Annotated in this window: 17 protein-coding genes; 6 read left to right on the forward strand and 11 right to left on the reverse strand. The window is 62.6% G+C overall.

Annotated elements, in window-relative coordinates; genetic code table 11:
• Positions 1–23: 23 nt before the first annotated feature.
• From MTX34_RS21795 to MTX34_RS21830, 8 genes are all read right to left on the reverse strand, one after another.
• Positions 24–329, reverse strand: a complete 306-nt coding sequence (locus tag MTX34_RS21795) for a hypothetical protein (RefSeq protein WP_243610787.1) — start codon at positions 327–329, stop codon at positions 24–26.
• Between the two features lie 195 nt (positions 330–524).
• Positions 525–1133 carry a hypothetical protein gene (locus tag MTX34_RS21800; RefSeq protein WP_243610788.1) on the reverse strand — a complete coding sequence of 203 codons (609 nt, stop codon included), beginning with the start codon at positions 1131–1133 and terminating at the stop codon, positions 525–527.
• 397 nt (positions 1134–1530) lie between these two features.
• Positions 1531–1704, reverse strand: a complete 174-nt coding sequence (locus MTX34_RS21805) for a hypothetical protein (RefSeq protein WP_243610789.1) — start codon at positions 1702–1704, stop codon at positions 1531–1533.
• Complete coding sequence (locus MTX34_RS21810) at positions 1701–2036, reverse strand: hypothetical protein (protein ID WP_243610790.1); 336 nt, start codon at positions 2034–2036, stop codon at positions 1701–1703. Before MTX34_RS21810 ends, MTX34_RS21805 begins: the two co-directional genes overlap by 4 nt.
• A gap of 47 nt (positions 2037–2083) precedes the next feature.
• Positions 2084–2620: a glyoxalase superfamily protein gene (locus MTX34_RS21815; RefSeq protein ID WP_219520300.1), complete on the reverse strand. Its 537-nt coding sequence runs from the start codon at positions 2618–2620 to the stop codon at positions 2084–2086.
• A 103-nt stretch (positions 2621–2723) separates the two neighbouring features.
• Positions 2724–3821 (reverse strand): IS110 family transposase, encoded by a 1098-nt coding sequence (locus MTX34_RS21820; protein ID WP_206498880.1) that lies wholly within the window; start codon positions 3819–3821, stop codon positions 2724–2726.
• A 337-nt stretch (positions 3822–4158) separates the two neighbouring features.
• Positions 4159–4458 (reverse strand): hypothetical protein, encoded by a 300-nt coding sequence (locus MTX34_RS21825; RefSeq protein WP_243610791.1) that lies wholly within the window; start codon positions 4456–4458, stop codon positions 4159–4161.
• Positions 4459–4512: 54 nt separating this feature from the next.
• Positions 4513–4749 carry a hypothetical protein gene (locus MTX34_RS21830; protein ID WP_243610792.1) on the reverse strand — a complete coding sequence of 79 codons (237 nt, stop codon included), beginning with the start codon at positions 4747–4749 and terminating at the stop codon, positions 4513–4515.
• A gap of 562 nt (positions 4750–5311) precedes the next feature.
• Here MTX34_RS21830 and MTX34_RS21835 point away from each other — a divergent pair.
• The 5 genes from MTX34_RS21835 to MTX34_RS21855 all read left to right on the forward strand — a co-directional run bounded on the left by MTX34_RS21835 (position 5312) and on the right by MTX34_RS21855 (position 13499).
• Entirely contained in the window at positions 5312–5821 is a 510-nt protein-coding gene (locus MTX34_RS21835; RefSeq protein WP_094689025.1) for a hypothetical protein, read from the forward strand.
• Between the two features lie 160 nt (positions 5822–5981).
• Positions 5982–6623 (forward strand): hypothetical protein, encoded by a 642-nt coding sequence (locus tag MTX34_RS21840; RefSeq protein WP_243610793.1) that lies wholly within the window; start codon positions 5982–5984, stop codon positions 6621–6623.
• 168 nt (positions 6624–6791) lie between these two features.
• Positions 6792–7373: a hypothetical protein gene (locus tag MTX34_RS21845; protein ID WP_243610794.1), complete on the forward strand. Its 582-nt coding sequence runs from the start codon at positions 6792–6794 to the stop codon at positions 7371–7373.
• A 217-nt stretch (positions 7374–7590) separates the two neighbouring features.
• On the forward strand, positions 7591–12567 hold the full coding sequence (locus MTX34_RS21850) for a DEAD/DEAH box helicase (RefSeq protein ID WP_243610795.1): 4977 nt from the start codon (positions 7591–7593) through the stop codon (positions 12565–12567).
• Positions 12567–13499, forward strand: a complete 933-nt coding sequence (locus MTX34_RS21855; protein ID WP_243610796.1) for a GIY-YIG nuclease family protein — start codon at positions 12567–12569, stop codon at positions 13497–13499. Before MTX34_RS21850 ends, MTX34_RS21855 begins: the two co-directional genes overlap by 1 nt.
• 13 nt (positions 13500–13512) lie before the next feature.
• Here MTX34_RS21855 and MTX34_RS21860 read toward each other — a convergent pair whose 3' ends face one another.
• A complete protein-coding gene (locus tag MTX34_RS21860; RefSeq protein WP_243610797.1) occupies positions 13513–14067 on the reverse strand; it encodes a recombinase family protein in 555 nt (184 codons plus the stop codon).
• A 148-nt stretch (positions 14068–14215) separates the two neighbouring features.
• Positions 14216–14815 carry a recombinase family protein gene (locus MTX34_RS21865; RefSeq protein ID WP_243610798.1) on the reverse strand — a complete coding sequence of 200 codons (600 nt, stop codon included), beginning with the start codon at positions 14813–14815 and terminating at the stop codon, positions 14216–14218.
• Between the two features lie 845 nt (positions 14816–15660).
• Here MTX34_RS21865 and MTX34_RS21870 point away from each other — a divergent pair.
• On the forward strand, positions 15661–16059 hold the full coding sequence (locus MTX34_RS21870) for a hypothetical protein (RefSeq protein WP_094689030.1): 399 nt from the start codon (positions 15661–15663) through the stop codon (positions 16057–16059).
• Here MTX34_RS21870 and MTX34_RS21875 read toward each other — a convergent pair.
• On the reverse strand, positions 16049–16297 hold the full coding sequence (locus tag MTX34_RS21875; RefSeq protein ID WP_243610799.1) for a hypothetical protein: 249 nt from the start codon (positions 16295–16297) through the stop codon (positions 16049–16051). The genes MTX34_RS21870 and MTX34_RS21875 overlap by 11 nt on opposite strands.
• Between the last annotated feature and the right edge of the window lie 72 nt (positions 16298–16369).

The following is a 16369-nucleotide window of genomic DNA, read 5'->3' on the forward strand; positions in this document are numbered from 1 at the left end:
CAGGTCTGCTCCCCTTGGCCTGCCTATAGGTAGAGCAGGTGGGTGGCGGTGCCGTCGAAGTGTTCGAGGTTGTCCAGGACTCCGGTGTAGTTGGCGGGTCGGCAGGCTCCGAGGCTGACGATGAGTGCGCAGGCTCCGTCGATGGTGACGAGGTAGGTCGGTGGGGTGTTGGTGGGGCTGGTGTCGGCGTGGGCTTGTGCGTCGAGGAGGGCGTAGCGGACGGCGTCGGCGGCGGCTCGTTTCGCTGCGTCGAGGCTGGGTTCTGCTCCTGCGGTGGTGATGGCTTCGGGTCGGCGGTCGGGGCGGGTGGTGACGGTCCAGGTGATCATCGGTGTCGTGTTCCTTCGGGTGGGTGAGCCGGGCGGCGCGAAAGTGCGTTCGGCTTCCAGCATCGCGTACCGAGCGCCAGCGAGGTCCGCGATGCGCAGGCATTTTCCGGAATCTGGGGATAGAGACGTTTCCTGTGGATGGATACAGCTCGGCCCCGGAATCCGTCTCGGGTTCCGGGGCCGGATCAGGTGTGGCTACAAACGTCGTCGCCAGGGTGCGGCCATATCTTCCTGGTGTTCGCGTTCGGCGTCGTCGAATGCGTCGGTGAGGGTGGTCGGGTCGCTCGTGTACTGGTCGCCGTCGGTGAAGATCGCGACGGCCATGCGGTGCACGTTGCGGAGCTCGTCGAGCATGGTGACGTAGCCGAGGCGGTCGATGATGCGCCAGGTGACCGGTCCCATGTGGACCTCGACCCAGTGCATGGTGCGCCGCCGGGCGGGAACGTACTGCTCGCGCGGGGTGACGGCGGTTTCCGGTGGCGCGATCCAGACCACGGACATTGCGGCGCGGGCGTAGTCGTCGCCCGGTCCCCCGGGCTGGGGTGCCTGGTTGTCGATGCGGCCTATGAGGGTGCGTGCGTCGGCGAGTCCGGCGATGAACGCGTGGACGGCGGCGGCGGAGCGGAAGGTCATCATCAGTCGGTTGAAGGTGACGATCATCTGGGCGTCGTCGGTGGCGGCGGCATGGACGTTGACCACGGCTTTCTGGCGTCCGACGATGGTGGCGGTGGTGTGGGTGACCACTGCGCCGTAGTTGTCGGTGTCGGTGCTGCTGTGGGCTTTCTGGGCGGTGGTCTTCGACATCTCGCGCTCCCCTGCTCAACGTGACGAACCGGGTGGCCCGCCAATTTTTTTGCCGTTCTGGCAGAGGAGAGTTGGACCGGCATGAGGGGGCCGGAGTGCAATGGTCGGGCCGGAAAGTTTTCAGCCGGAGGCGTCTGTGAAAAGTTTTCGGAGCCCCTTGGGGCCGGGAGCGCAGCGGACGCCGGCGGTTGCGCGGAGGTCACCGCCGGTCAAAATCGGAAGGCCAGAAGGGAAAACAAGAATTCTTTTCACAGGACGGAGCGCAGCGGAGTTCGATTCGGTGGACGCCCGCAGGGTGGCCCGGACCTGCTCGCAGCGCTCCTTCTCGGTGAGGCAATAGAGAAGGCCCGCACCCTGTGGGGGTACGGGCCTTGTCGGTCTGCGGCTGTGGCCGGCGTCAGGACTGTTCGGCCGGTGGGGTGGTGGGGCGCCCTTCGGCGGCGTCGCGGATCCATTGGGGTACCTCGCGGCCGCTGCGTTCACGGAGTGCGATCGAGGCGCGGGCTGCTGCGGCAGCGACACTGCGCCGTTCGTTCGGGGTCCAGGTCTTGCGGGCTTCTGCGGTGGTCATCGTGGGTCCTCCTGCTCGTTCTGGTTGTCAGTGTCCTCGGTTTCGTCGGGTTCCGCCAGTGCACGTCGGGCGGATCGGTCAGCGACGGCGACGAGGACGTCTTGCTCGGTGGTGGTGATGAGCGGTGAGTCGGTGACGGTGGCGTAGATGTCCCATCCGAGCTCGGCTTCGGCGGGGTCGGCGCTGGTGGTGCGTTCGAGGCACCAGGTGATCCGTTGCCAGGCTTGGGCGCGTTTGTCGGCCACGGTGCGTTGGCGGACTGTCAGGGCGACGCCGACGACGGCGAGGACGCCGACGATCAGGGTGGCCCATGACGGTCCTATACATGTCAAGCGATCCGTGGGCGGGAGCAGTGAATCGTCTGTCAGTCGAGCATGTGTCAGTCGTCGAGTTCGCAGAAGCGCAGGGCGTTCTGGAACGGATCCAGTAGCTCGACGGTCGGTCCACCAGGTGCGGAGCGATCGATACCGGGTCGCAGAGTCACCAGATGGTCTCGCCGACGCAGCTCCCGGTGGAACGCCGCGATGTCGACCGTCGGCAGCCACACAGCGGCCCCTGGTGTTCCATCCCCGTGGTGTTGACTCAGGTCCAGGTGAACACCGCCACGGGTGACCCGCATGTAGAGCGGTAGATCGGCGGCGAAGCGATGCTCGAAGTCGACCTCGAATCCGAGGTAGTCGCAATAGAAGTTTCGTGTCGCGACCTCGTCATACACCCGCAGGATCGGAACAGCCGCCAGCGGACGGGGAGCGAGAAGAGCGGCGCTGCAGCTGTTCCAGTCTCGAAATCCGGCAGTGTGAGCGACGGCCTCGAGTGACTGGGCGTGGGTCAATTGTGCAGCACCTGATTCGGCCAGGAACTTTCGCAACGTTCGTGCAGCGGACTTCAACTCATCGATGGTCATGTGAACGGGCATCAGGGATCCTTCGTTGGAAGCACAACCGAGTCCGGATGCTCGCATTACCGGCGGTCAGCTGCTTCCTGACGGATTCCGATGGTGGACCCTCAGAGCAACGTGTTCACCGAACCCCGGACGGGGCGCGAGCGGCAGGTACGTCAACCTCTGCTGACATGCTGCCACATCCTGCGAGATCAGCGACGAGATCGTTGAAAACCTCCCGCGCCACGAACCGCTTGAGGCACCTGATGACGTCCTTCTTCGACAACCCGTCACCGCGCCGGCGTTGCATGTAGTCGATCGTGCGTTGGTCGTACCGCAGCCGACACACGGTGATCAAGTAGAGCGCTCTGTTCGCGGCGCGATCACCGCCTCGGTGCAGCCTCATCCTCGTCGTCTTGCCCGACGAGGCAGGAACAGGGGCGACACCGCACAACCGGGCGAACGCGGCCTCGGAATGAAGCCGGCCGATGTTCTGCCCCGCGGTCACCAACAACTGCGCCCCGTTGACCGGTCCTACCCCGCACGCTGCGCGCATCGTCGGAGCCGTCGCGGTCACCAAAGTGTCGAGCTCGCGCTCCAGAACGGCGATCTCCTCGGCCAGATCGCTGGCCCGGCGACCGAGAGTCCGCAATGTCAACTTCGCAGCTTGTTCCGGATCGGACAGGCGCGACAAGTCCGGACGCAACCGGGAGCACGCTTCGACGGCTCCCTTCCCCCGCTTGTAGGTGATCGACTCACGCAGAGCCACCGGGGCGGTGATCAGAACATCTTGAATCTGTTGCAGCGCAACGGTACGAGCGTTCACTGCCGACTCCCGCGTGAGAAGCAGCATTCTGATCGATTCCACCGCTCCGGTACTCGACTTCGGAACGATGGCGTCGGCTCCGGTGAGGACGTGCCGAGCAGCCATCTCCGCATCGAGGGCATCGTCCTTCCCACGGCGAGCCCGCGCATGTTTGTTGGTCGTGTTGATCTCCGCGACCGACATGCCACGTTCGAGCAGGTGACGCGTCAGTCCCGCAGCGTACGAACCGGTGCACTCGACACCGAAGCTCGCCGGAGTTCCGAACGTCTCCACCCATTCCGACAGCTCGTTGTAGCCCTGCGCTGTGGCTCCGAACTGGCGCGCTCCGAGCCTCCTTCCACCCCGTGTGAGCACAGCTGCGTAGTGAGTGTCTTTGTGTGAATCGATGCCGACGACGATGTCACCGTCCATGTGATCCGAGCCTTCCCGTTCGACGGACTCGGCGGGCCTTCCGACCGAGTTTCGCGCTGGGTGGGCGGACGCTGGCGGTGGACAAAACAGTGATGGGGCAGAGTCGCTTCAAGGTCCTATGAAGTCACGCCGCCAGGCCCGACCACCGACGAGCGGGCCGCTCGACACCGCGACGACGCGTCTTGGGAAAGACACACCGGTCACTTGTGCGGTAGGTCAATCGTGGTGCCTAGCGACCCTGTGTCCAGTGTTCACTGCTTGTGCGGGCATCAGGGGCGTTCCTTCCAGGTGGTGCGGGGTTGGTGGCCCCGGTGCCGTCTGGCACCGGGGCGGTCGGTTACCGGCGTGAGGTTCCGCGGACGATGTCGCCTTCGATGTAGGTGAATCCGTCTCCGCGGCCGTCACGGAGTGCGAAGTGGTAGTCCGCGTGGACCCAGACGGTATCGAAGTGTCCGGCGTCGGTGAGGGTGCCGAGTAGGTCGCGGTCGGCTCCGTTGGGGAAGAACGCGACTCCGGACGAGGGCGGGTAGTAGCGGTTCAGGGTATCGATCAGGGATTCGACGCTCCGGCATTCTGCGGCCGCGTCGAGGGCCTTGTCGTAGGTGGTCCAGTAGTCGTCGATGTCGTTGGCGGTCATGGCTTCTGCTCCTCGGTCGGTGCGGGTCGGATGGGGTGGTGAGCGTGTGCTGGGTCAGTAGTCCTCCTCCCAGTGCTCCCCTGCGTAGGAGGGGTCGAAATCGGCGGGTGCGTGGGCCGGGTAGCGGCGGCGGAGGTCGTCCTCGAGGTCGAGTCGGTCCTGCCAGTGCTTGTCGCACCTCGGGTGCGCTACTCCGGTTCCGGACAGTGCGTCCCGGTATTCGACGTCACCGGTGCAATCGCGGCCGTCCGCGATGCAGGTGACGGCGTCGGTGTTCGTGGTCTCGGTCATAACTGTTGCTGCCCTCCGGAACTCATGCCGGGTCGGTGTTGCGTCCTCCCCCGCGTTCTTTCGCCGTCATCTGGCGTGGGGAGAGTAGGCGGCGCACGGGAACGGCGTCCTGCCCCTGGGCCGGGAAGTTTTCAGCCGGAGGCGTCTGTGAAAAGTTTTCGGCGCCCGCAGGGCCGGAGCATCGCGGAGTCAGGGGTGGGTAAGGCGGGCCCGGGTGACGCAGACTCGCCGGCAGCCAGATGCCCGAAAGAACGATGCTCTTTCACGGTGCGGAGCGCAGCGGAGCTCCACTCAGGGGACACCGCAGGTGGCCGGCACCGCCGGCAGGCGGGATGCGGGACCGGCTCGCGACTTCGTCGGGTGTCCACCTTCCATCGGTGGAGCACTTCGGGTGATTGCGCGGGAGCGACGAGGCCCGACCACGCTCGTAGCCGCGGTAGCGCCCAAGATGCATGCGGGGGCGGGCAACTTCTAGGTGTCCCCGCAGGCACAACGCGAAAACTATGGATAAAACTATACATAGTTCGTTGCACGACGGTCGATAGTTTGCTACCTTCTCGGCATGACAACAAACGAAGACACAGTGGCAGTGTTCACCGGCAAGAGCCTCGACTCGATCCTGGGTGAGGGTGGGTCTCAGTCGTGGAAACTGGATGCAGCGCGAGCCAGGAAGTGCCAGTACGTGGTGTGCACGCAGAACGCACACAACGTCGAGGCGTACGCGGACGGCACCGAGGATCACGGCAGCGCCTTCTTGGTCGGGCGGATCTCTCGGATCGTTCCCGCAACGGCCGGCGACCCCGCCCGGTGGAAGATTCAGTTCAGCGAATTCGCCCGGGTCAACGTCCCCGACGTGTGGACAGGTGACCGAAATCCGGTGCGGTACACCACGCTGGACGATCTGGGGATCGACCTGACCGATGCAAAGTTCGAGAAATTCGACGATCAGTCCACGAGCACGCAAGCACCGACGACGGAGGTCGCCGCGTTGACGATCCGGGAAGCGAAGGCCGGTCTGGCGAAGACGTACGACGTCGATGTCGACGCCATCGAGATCGTCATCCGCGGATAGTCGAACGTCTGCCTGACTGTCGCAGGCAGCACCGGAAGGTGTGTCGACTGCCACCCTCGCCCGTACGACGAACTGTGGTCGTCGAGGACGAGTTCTGTGCAAATAGGTCGGCACCGGCCGGTAACGTCCGCTCTCATCGACCCAGAAGGGATCCACCGCAATGGCGACGACTGACGCAGGCGATATCGAGGTGCTCGTCGAGTACCTCACGGCTGAGATCACTGAGATGCACGCTGCCCCGGACGGATGGCCGGGGCATGTGGAACTGGCGTTGCTCGATGCGGTCCTGTCGATCAGAGCGGTCTACGGAGTCTCTGCCGACACGGGCGTACGCGGCGCGATCAAGCGGTACAAGGCCGAGTCCGGCAGGCAAAGTTGGGACGACCTCGGTGTACTGGGCGAAACCGACCCGCAGTGGATTCAGACGGTGCTCGGCAACAAGCAGAAGACCGGAGGTGTGCCGAAGGCTGAGGCGATCATCTCTGCTGCCGGCCGGCTCGCAGCGTCGGGCGCACGCCACGCATCCGAGATCGATCGGGACTCTGCAGCGCAGCGAGCCGCGTACTGCGGAACTCGCGGCTTGGGCCCGGTGACGTGGGACTACTTCCTCATGCTGGTCGGCCACGACGGCGTCAAAGCCGACACTCTCGTGACTCGATTCGTGGTGGAGGCGTTGGGTCGCAGACTCGGGAGCGAAGAAGTCTCACGGCTGGTGACCGACGCTGCGAGGCGGATGGACATGCCGGTGTCGGCACTCGACCACTCGATCTGGCGGCACATGAGTAGACCTCGGAAGAGCTAGTTGCGTTCACCTGCCCGATCGAGGGAGAATTTTCATGGCCATCGATTCCGAGTTCATCGGCATCTCGACCCATCGAGTGCGATGCTGCACGACCACCACGGGACCCGGTATGCGTTCGACGTGGCCGAATGCTCGTCGATCGAGTTCACGAACCACTGCGACCCACTCGTGACAGCACCGAAGACTGGCGACGAGCCGTTCACACAGCAGGGGCAGTCGATCGGATCGGACCTTCGCCAGTTCTGGCGTTGGGCGTGCTCGGATCTCATCGGTAACGCTCAACGCGGTGTTCTCGCCGAATACATTGTCGGACTCGCACTCGGATGCGTAGCCGATGGAGTCCGAGTGGAGTGGGATGCTTCTGATCTACTGACCGAAGGGGGAATTCGCGTCGAGGTGAAATCGTCTGCGTACCTGCAAAGTTGGAAGCAGAAGAGGTTGTCGATGATCAGCTTCGGGATCCAGCCGACGAACGGCTGGGACGCGACGACGAACACAATTGCCGCACAACGGAAGCGGCAGGCCGACGTATACGTCTTCTGTGTCTTCAAACAGACCGATCGGGCCACCGCCGACCCGCTCGACCTAGACCAGTGGGACTTCTACGTGATGTCCACCCAGCGCCTCAACTCCACGTGCGGGGAGCAGAAGTCGATTGTGTTGAGCAGTCTGCTCTCGCATGATCCCGTCGAATGTTCGTTCTCCGGACTCGCCAGTGCTGTCCAGGCCGCGGCGCGCGAACAATCCTGACTTCGACCGTGCAGGCTTCGCGGCGGCACACCCCTTTGCACTCGAGGATGCGACACCGGAGCTTTCCGCGTCTGCGGCTCTACCAGGGAGACCCTGCTGGGCCACGACCTCTTCAGTGACCGAAACGCCGAAGAGTCCTCGTGGATGGCGGTTGTCGTCGATGTAAGCGGCATACTCGGTCTGATTGTCCCCGACGTTGAGGTGGTTTCGGTAGGTCATGGCGAGTGTGCACGAGGTTATCGAAGCGTTCCGTGGTGAGCCGTCGAATTCGGAGCGGGGCACCAAGTTCGAGCAGCTGATGGTTCGATACTTCGAGCTCGATCCGACGCTGTCGCAGCAGTACGAGCAGGTGTGGCGGTGGATCGACTGGCCCGACCGTCAAGGTAAGGCCGACACCGGTATCGACCTGGTCGCCCGCGAACGCGACACCGGCGACTACGCCGCGATCCAGTGCAAGTTCTACGAACCGACCACCACGTTGAGCAAAGGCGATCTCGACTCGTTTTTCACCGCCTCGGGACAAACATTTCCCACCGCCGATGGGGATCGGTCGTTCACCAACCGCGTGATCATCTCCACCACCGACCGGTGGGGAAAGAACGCCGAAGACGCGATCAATCACCAGACCATCCCTGTCCAACGGATCGGTCTGGCCGAGATCGCCGAGGCCCCGATCGACTGGGACATCGCATGGCCGCAGGGTGAGCTGACGGTCGAGTTGAGTGAAGCGGTCCGCAACGAGCCCCGCCCGCACCAGGTCGAGGCGATCGACGCGGTCTTCGCCGGGTTCTCCGCCGGCAACGACCGCGGGAAACTGATCATGGCCTGCGGAACGGGAAAGACGTTCACCGCTCTGAAGATCGCCGAACGCACGGCTGCCGAGGCCGGCGGCAGTGCACGCATCTTGTTCGCGGTCCCTTCCATCTCCTTGCTTTCGCAGACACTTCGAGAGTGGACCGCTCAAACCCAGCTCGACATTCGCGCGTTCGCGGTGTGCTCGGATTCGAAGGTCTCCCGCTCCGCCGAGGACTACAGCACCGTCGACGTCGCGATCCCGGTGACCACCGACCCCGACACCCTCGCATCGCACATGGCGCACCGGAAACGCTCCAAAGGACTGACCGTGGTGTTCACCACCTACCAGTCCCTGCCGACGGTCGCTGCGGCGCAAGGCATGGGGGTGGATGCGTTCGATCTGGTGATCTGCGACGAAGCACACCGCACCACCGGTGTCACCGTCGCCGGTGCGGACGAATCGAACTTCGTCCGCGTCCACGACGCCGAGTTCCTGAAAGCGTCACGGCGGCTGTACATGACGGCAACGCCGCGGATCTTCGACGACGCAGTCAAGGAGAAGGCCGCCGACCACTCGGCCGAGTTGTCGTCCATGGACGATGTCGACATCTTCGGGCCGGAGCTGCACCGATTGTCCTTCGGTGACGCTGTCGAGCGCGGGCTGCTCACCGACTACAAGGTCATCGTGCTCACTGTCGACGAGGACCTCGTTGCGGCCCCTATGCAGAAACAGCTCGCCGGGAACTTCGCCGAACTCCAACTCGACGACGCCTCCAAGATCGTCGGCTGCTGGAACGGTCTCGCGAAACGTGCCGGCCGCTCCCCCGACGGAGACGGGTTCGCGATCGGCGCACCCCCGATGAAACGGGCCGTCGCGTTCGCCAAGGACATCGCCGCCTCCAAGCAGGTCGCCGAAGTGTTCCCCGACGTCGTCGCCGCCTACCGCGCCCTCCTCGACGAGAACGAGAACGACGGCGAACAGGTCGACGCCACCAACCGAGACCTCGTCGTCTCCGCACGACACGTCGACGGAACTTTCAACGCTCTCAAGCGCAACGAGCAACTGTCCTGGCTCAAAGCGCCCATCCCCGAGGGTGAATGCCGCATCCTGTCCAATGCACGCTGCCTGTCCGAGGGCGTCGACGTCCCTGCCCTCGATGCCGTGTTGTTCCTGCACCCCCGCAACTCCGTCGTCGACGTCGTCCAATCCGTAGGCCGCGTCATGCGCCTCTCCCCCGGCAAGGACTACGGGTACATCATCCTGCCCGTCGCCGTGCCCGCCGGAGTGTCACCGTCGCAGGCGTTGGCGGACAATCGCCGCTTCAAGGTGGTGTGGCAGGTTCTCAACGCCCTACGGGCGCATGATGATCGGTTCAACGCGATGGTCAACTCCATCGCCCTCAACGCCACCACCAAACAAGCCAAAGCCGGCCAGGGGAACGATCGACTTCTCGGCGGCCACATCGGCCCCACCACCGACTCCGACGAAACGATCGGCGACGGACACCCCACCCCGGACACAGATCCGAAGCCGCACAACGGCGAAGGTCGGAGCGGCGGGGTGGCGTCACAGATGGCGTTGTTCGCACTCTCGGAGTGGCAGGAAGCGATTTACGCCCGCATCGTCGACAAGGTCGGCACCCGCGTCTACTGGGAACAATGGGCCGCCGACGTCGCCGACATCGCCGCCGCCCAGATCGCCCGCATCAACGCCCTCCTCACCGGTGCATCCTCCCAAGTGACGGAGCAGTTCGAGAGGTTCCTCACCGGACTACGTGACAACCTCAACGACTCCATCAGCCGCGACGACGCAATCAGCATGCTCAGCCAACACCTCATCACCAAGCCAGTGTTCGATGCCCTGTTCGCCGGCCACGACTTCGCCGCGCACAACCCCGTCTCGATTGTCATGCAACAGATGCTCGACACCCTCGGCGACGCCAACCTCGAATCGGAGACCACCGGTCTCGACTCGTTCTACAACTCCGTCCGCATACGAGCCTCCGAAGTGACCAGCGCCGAAGGCAAACAGCAGGTCATCGCCGAGTTGTACGAACGGTTCTTCCGCGTCGCGTTCAAGAAGCAGTCCGATGCGCTGGGCATCGTCTACACACCCGTGGAGATCATCGACTTCATCCTCCGGGCCGCAGACCACGTCTCGAAGGAGCATTTCGGCAAGGGCCTCACCGACACCGGCGTCCATATCCTCGACCCGTTCACAGGCACCGGCACTTTCCTCACTCGGCTCCTGCAATCCGGGCTGATCCTCCCCGACGACCTCTCGCGTAAATACCGGGACGAGCTGCACGCCAACGAGATCATGCTTCTCGCGTACTACATCGCCGCGGTCAACATCGAGACCACCTACCACGCTCTTACTACGCCCAGCGGCGAAGAGGGACAGTACGAGTCGTTCGAGGGAATCGTCCTCACCGACACGTTCCAGATCTCCGAAGACGGCGACACGATGGACGCAATCATGTTCCCGCAGAACAACGATCGCATCATCCGCCAGCAGAGTGTGCCGATCAACGTCATCGTCGGTAACCCGCCGTACTCTGTCGGGCAGGACAGCGCCAACGACAACAACGCCAACCTCAGCTACCCCACTCTCGACGCCCGTATCGCAGCGACTTACGCCGCGCGGTCGACAGGAACGAACAAGAACAGCCTCTACGACTCTTACTACCGCGCTTTTCGGTGGGCCACCGACCGCGTCGGCGACACCGGCATCGTCGCGTTCGTTTCCAACGGCGGTTGGATCAACTCGAATAGTGGCGATGGTGTCCGTTTGAGCTTTGCCGACGAACTCGCCCACCTGTGGATCTACAACCTACGCGGGAACGCCCGTACAGCCGGCGAACTTCGACGGAAGGAAAGCGGCAACGTCTTCGGCTCCGGTAGCAAGACCACCATCGCAATTTTCGTTGGGGTCAAAGATGTCGCACATACAGGAGCGACGCAGATTCACTATCGCGATATCGGCGACTACCTCGACCGGGAACAGAAACTGGGCCTGGTCGCATCCAACAACATCGACGCACTCGAATGGGACACCATCACCCCGAACGCCAGCGGCGACTGGATCAGCCAACGCGACACCACCTTCGGCACCTGGCCGGCCATCGGCGATCGACATCAGTCACCGGGTACCCATGTTTTCGCGCGGTACTCGGCCGGCCTTCAAACCAATCGCGATGCGTGGGTGGACAACTACTCGCGCGCCGACCTCGAGCAGAACGTCCGTCGGCTTATCGTCAACTACAACGCGCAGCTCGCGCCGTTTGCAGCGTTCTGCGCCAGTCACAGCATCACGAGCCCACGCGAAGCAGACGTCACAACGTTCCTCGGTTCTACCCCCGCCGCAGCGGCGGGTGATCACATCAAATGGTCACGCAGCTTACGCACCCATCTAGCCCGCGGCCGCACGATTAAGCTGAGCGAGCACGGCTTCCGCGCATCGAGCTACAGGCCGTTCAACCGACAGAACACCTACTTCGACCAATATCTGAACCACGAGCGGTCGCAGCTCCCGTCGATGTTCCCGACAACCCACCACGACAACTACGGCTTCTATGCAATTGGGGTGGGGGCAACGGCAGACTTCTCACTTTTGGCGACAAGCGGGATTCCTGACGTTCAGTTGCTAGGCGCAGGACAGAATGGTCAATATTTTCCTCGTTTTACCTTCGAAAAGGTTCAAGCTGCCGACGCAGGTGGGTTCGACTTCGGCTCCACAGCTTCCGATCTCGGTGCCGACGAGTGGGGATATCGACGAATAGACAACATCACCGGCGAAATCCTGTCGGTGTACCAGGCTGCGCTCGGCAAACCCGTTACGAAGGATCAGATCTTTTGGTCGGTGTACGGGCAACTGCACGTCCCGGCCTATCGGAACACGTACGCGGCGGATCTGAAGAAGATGCTTCCCCACATCCCTCCCCCTGAAAGCTTGCAACGCTTCACCCAGCTCGCCGACGCCGGCGAGCAGCTCGGTGATCTTCATATGCAATACGAGGACGTCGCTCCCCACCCACTCGTAGTCGAGGTGAAAGCCGGTGTCGACGAACACGATCGCGAGACGTGGCGGGTACAGAAAATGAAGTGGCGCAGCAAGTCCGACCACACCGCCATTGTCTACAACTCGAAGGTGACTATCACCGGCATTCCATCCGAAGCCGAGGAGTATGTGCTCGGGTCGAGGTCAGCGCTGGCATGGGTCATAGACCGTTACCAGGTCAAAACCGATAAGCCTTCGGGCATCGTGAGCGATCCGAACCTGTGGTGCGACGAACACAACGACCCGACGTATATCGTCGAGCTGATCAAAAAAGTCACCACCGTCGCCGTCGAAACGATGCGCATAGTTCGCGAACTCGACATATGGAAGGCCGCTTGATGGTCCGGGCTCAGACCATCCAGATCTTTCTACCGGGTGGGGATCCCGCCGGTATTCGGGTCGCGAGCCTGACCACCAGGACTGTCCGGGTCTTCGACATCCCGCGATCGCTGCTGAGCGAGTTTGCGAAGCTACCGGCGTCGACGCAGGTCGGGGTGTATTACCTGTTCGGAGGTAGCGAAGACGAACGGACCGCATACATCGGCCAGACTGGGAACGTCGGTAAACGCCTGGGTGAGCACGGCGAGAAGAACTGGACCCGCGCGATGGTTGCAGTGTCGTTGACCAATGAATGGACGACCACGCACGTCTCCTACCTGGAGTGGTTGTCGATCCGAACCGCTCAACGCGCAGATCGGTACACGCTGACCAACGTCAACGATGCGAGCAACCCGTTCACACCAGCACCGCTTGAGGCGGATTGCCACGAGTTTCTGGACACGATCTCCGTCCTGCTGACCACCCTTGGCGCACCGATCCTCGATTCGATTCGTCCAACGAAGGGTGAATCCAGAGCAGGTGAAGAATCGCCAAACCAGCCTCTCTTCTTCCGTGAGTCCGGATGCGATGCGCAGGGGTACTTGACTTCCGAAGGCATTGTCGTGCAACGAGGTTCCCGTGGCCGACCGGATCTACGTGGCTCAGCTACCGAGCGCGTCAGGACCACCCGCGAGTCTCTAATCACCAGCGGCCGCGCGTCGATCGAAGATGACGCTTTCATATTTCGCGACGACGAGCTCTTCGACAGTCCATCCGCCGCCGGCGCAGTGCTCGTCGGTGGAAGCAACAATGGACGCATCAGCTGGAAGAACGAAGCCGGCGAAGATCTGAACGTGCTCGAGGCCCGTGAGCTTGCCAGCGCTCAGGCGCAACGCGAGGCGTCACCGGCGAGTGATTCGGTCGAGGTCGGAGCGGGAGTGTCAACCGCGTAGTTCCCCCTCAGCTCTAGGATTGCGCAAAATGGCGGTACAGGGTTCGCCGACTTACTCCAAGGATTTCAGCTATGTCGCCGATAGTGCTGCCCTGGTTGCGCATTCGGGTGGCTTCACGCTTCTTGGCAGTCGACAGTGCAGGTGGCCGACCACCGATCTTGCCGCGTTCGCGCGCGGCGGCTAGGCCAGCGTTCGTGCGTTCGCGGAGCAGCTGCCGCTCAAACGAGGCGAGGGCACCGAAGATGTGAAAGATGAGTTCACCTCCGGCGGTAGCAGTGTCGATCTGTTCGGTGACCGATGCGAACCCCACTCCCCTGGATTTCAGCTCGGTCACGAGTTCGATCAAGTGCGGGAGGTTGCGACCGAGCCGGTCGAGCCTCCACACGCACAAGGTGTCTCCGGGCAATAGGGTGCCCAGGAGCTCGTCGAGCGCGGGCCTTGTGGTCGTGGACCCACTCGCAGTGTCGACGAAGAGCCGTTCACACCCAAACGCGGTTAGAGCGTCGCTCTGTAGCGCGGGTGTCTGATCGGTGGTCGAAACCCTGGCGTATCCGTATTTGTGTCCCACAGGGCGAGAGACTGCCACAACTCACTGACACAGGGGGTTCTGACACGATCGGTTTAGCTCACGTTTTTGGCACGACATTCGGACTGGTCGCCTCCGCACCGGATGTCAGTTTCAGAAGACGACTGCATTGTTTCAGAAGTGGACTGCACTACTCGCCTCTCGCGACCGCTAGAGCGTCTCGTTCTTCCCTCGCGAGGGTGAGGTTGCTGTAGAGGGCGGATCGTTTCAATCCGGTGTTCTTGCAGAGTGTTTCGATCTTGAACTGCCGTGTTTCGTATACCTGGAGTAGGTATGCCCGCTCTTCAGGGGTCAGGGTGTGCGGCCGTCCTTTCATCTTGCCGGCCGCTGCTGCGGCCGCGATCGCGTCGCGGGTGCGGGCTCGGATCAGGTCGGACTCGAATTCGGCCATCAGGCCGAGCATGCCGATGAACATCTTGCCCATGGGATCAGCTGGGTCGTAGACCTTGCCGTCGATCAACAGTGCCACTCCCCTGGCGGCGAGGCGGTTCACGGTTTCGTGGAGGTCTCCGGCTGATCGGGAGAGACGATCGAGTTTGGTGACGCAGAATTCGTCGCCTTCGCGGCTGGCGTTGATGGCGTTTTCGAGTCCGGGCCGTTTCGCTTGCCGGCCGCTGACGGCGTGGTCGATGTAGACCCGGTCGCGTTCGACGCCGATCTTGGCGAGCAGTCCAATTTGGACGGAGGTGTCCTGTCTGGCGGTGCTGCACCGCGCGTACCCGATTTTCATGCCCCTCCGACCTGCTGGACTCGTTCTGTCCAGTAGAGACTACGGGAAGCTGGACCAATCAAGTGGACACCTCCAGCGGACGGTTCGGCCGAGAGAACGTCGTGGTCAATCGCTCTCAGTAGCCCGTTCGCGCTCGTCCGGTATGACGATGGTCTAAACGCACACCCAAACCCGCAGGAAGCTTCTCAACCCGGACCCGCGAGACAAATCGCGATGAGCCTGCCGAGGTGATCTCAAGAAGCCCGAGCCGTGCGAGAGACCGTGGAGTGTAATTTCCGAGGCGGACGATTGACGGCACGCCACCGACGCGGCCTGTTTATGCACAACCCGACCAGTGCCCCCCGACGTCGATGACTGCCACGCTTCTGCTGTTGGCCGCCATTGGCAGAGTTGCAGCGGTCCGCGAGTAATCTGCAACGGAAATCCCGTGAGGAGAGGAAGCCCTATAAATGGAACCGCCACCAGGGTCGGGTTCGTTAAACCCCAAAACCGGTCGATACGAATCAGGCGAATGCTACTGGGACGGTCGAACCTGGCGGCGGATAGACGACCAGAAACATAAGAAGCCGCACAAGTGGCCGTTGACGACGCCTCAGTCAGTGGTTGCAGGTGCTGCGTTGGTAAGCGTGCTCCTCCTAGGAGTCGCTCTCGGCAACGCCGACAATAATGAGAACTCTACGCGCGCCATTCAGACGACCACACGCACGCTTCCGCCTTCGCCCCCGGGAGGTTCGGCTCCGAGTGGTGCCGAACGAGCGACCACCGTCCCAACCGTATCGCCCTCACCGGCCGCTGCGGTAACGACAGATCCGAACGCGGCTGCAATCGAAGCAAATCGCGTTGCTATGGATTCTCAACAGGCAGCGGCCGACGCTCAAGCAACACGGCTGGACCGACAAACTTACCCAGCAATCGGCGAACGCGAATTCGGCGTGTTGGTCCGCGATCCAGATGCCGAACGGGGAAGAAGAGTTGTCGTGTACGGGTATGTGACCCAGTTTGACTCGGTCACCGGGACCTCTATGTTTCGGGCAGACACCTCTGCAGTGGAAGGCAACCAGTGGTACGAGTTCGACCACAACACCATAGTGAACTTCGATCCGGTCATTGGACGCGAAATCATTGATGGCGATGTGGTGACGCTCTACGCAGAGGTCGCCGGAAGTCGGAGCTATGAAACCACATTGGGCACGAGCGAAACCGCGTTAGTACTCAAGGCCAACATGATTGACATCACGGGATAGCAACGGCCTCTCCGACTGGACGATTGATTACGAAGATGAGCGGCATGTCGGGGCGTGTTGCGCAGGACTCGACCGCAAAAGTGTCGTCGAGCCGCGCGATCAGGTTGGGCGCGATGCGAGAGTGCCAATTGTTGATGGCGTTGGCGATTCGATCCCACAATCCGTTCGCCGAGGGACCGATGTGCTCTCGGTCAGAGTAGCTGTCCGATGCACCCATTCGGTCGCGTGCGGTTGTCACGATGCCGAGCTCGATATGGACGCGGTGCGCACTCGCGTTCGGCGATGGTTGTCAGGGCAACGCACACCCACC

The organism is Rhodococcus sp. ARC_M5 (genome assembly GCF_022810405.1).
In the GTDB taxonomy this organism is placed as follows: Bacteria; Actinomycetota; Actinomycetes; order Mycobacteriales; family Mycobacteriaceae; genus Rhodococcoides; species Rhodococcoides navarretei.

Coding starts and splice junctions, on each gene's coding strand:
- MTX34_RS21795 (WP_243610787.1), bottom strand. CDS start 329: ATGATCACCTGGACCGTCACCACCCGCCCCGACCGCCGACCCGAAGCC.
- MTX34_RS21805 (WP_243610789.1), bottom strand. CDS start 1,704: ATGACCACCGCAGAAGCCCGCAAGACCTGGACCCCGAACGAACGGCGC.
- MTX34_RS21820 (WP_206498880.1), bottom strand. CDS start 3,821: ATGGACGGTGACATCGTCGTCGGCATCGATTCACACAAAGACACTCAC.
- MTX34_RS21840 (WP_243610793.1), top strand. CDS start 5,982: ATGGCGACGACTGACGCAGGCGATATCGAGGTGCTCGTCGAGTACCTC.
- MTX34_RS21825 (WP_243610791.1), bottom strand. CDS start 4,458: ATGACCGCCAACGACATCGACGACTACTGGACCACCTACGACAAGGCC.
- MTX34_RS21865 (WP_243610798.1), bottom strand. CDS start 14,815: ATGAAAATCGGGTACGCGCGGTGCAGCACCGCCAGACAGGACACCTCC.
- MTX34_RS21855 (WP_243610796.1), top strand. CDS start 12,567: ATGGTCCGGGCTCAGACCATCCAGATCTTTCTACCGGGTGGGGATCCC.
- MTX34_RS21850 (WP_243610795.1), top strand. CDS start 7,591: ATGGCGAGTGTGCACGAGGTTATCGAAGCGTTCCGTGGTGAGCCGTCG.
- MTX34_RS21835 (WP_094689025.1), top strand. CDS start 5,312: ATGACAACAAACGAAGACACAGTGGCAGTGTTCACCGGCAAGAGCCTC.
- MTX34_RS21870 (WP_094689030.1), top strand. CDS start 15,661: ATGGATTCTCAACAGGCAGCGGCCGACGCTCAAGCAACACGGCTGGAC.
- MTX34_RS21815 (WP_219520300.1), bottom strand. CDS start 2,620: ATGCCCGTTCACATGACCATCGATGAGTTGAAGTCCGCTGCACGAACG.
- MTX34_RS21800 (WP_243610788.1), bottom strand. CDS start 1,133: ATGTCGAAGACCACCGCCCAGAAAGCCCACAGCAGCACCGACACCGAC.
- MTX34_RS21830 (WP_243610792.1), bottom strand. CDS start 4,749: ATGACCGAGACCACGAACACCGACGCCGTCACCTGCATCGCGGACGGC.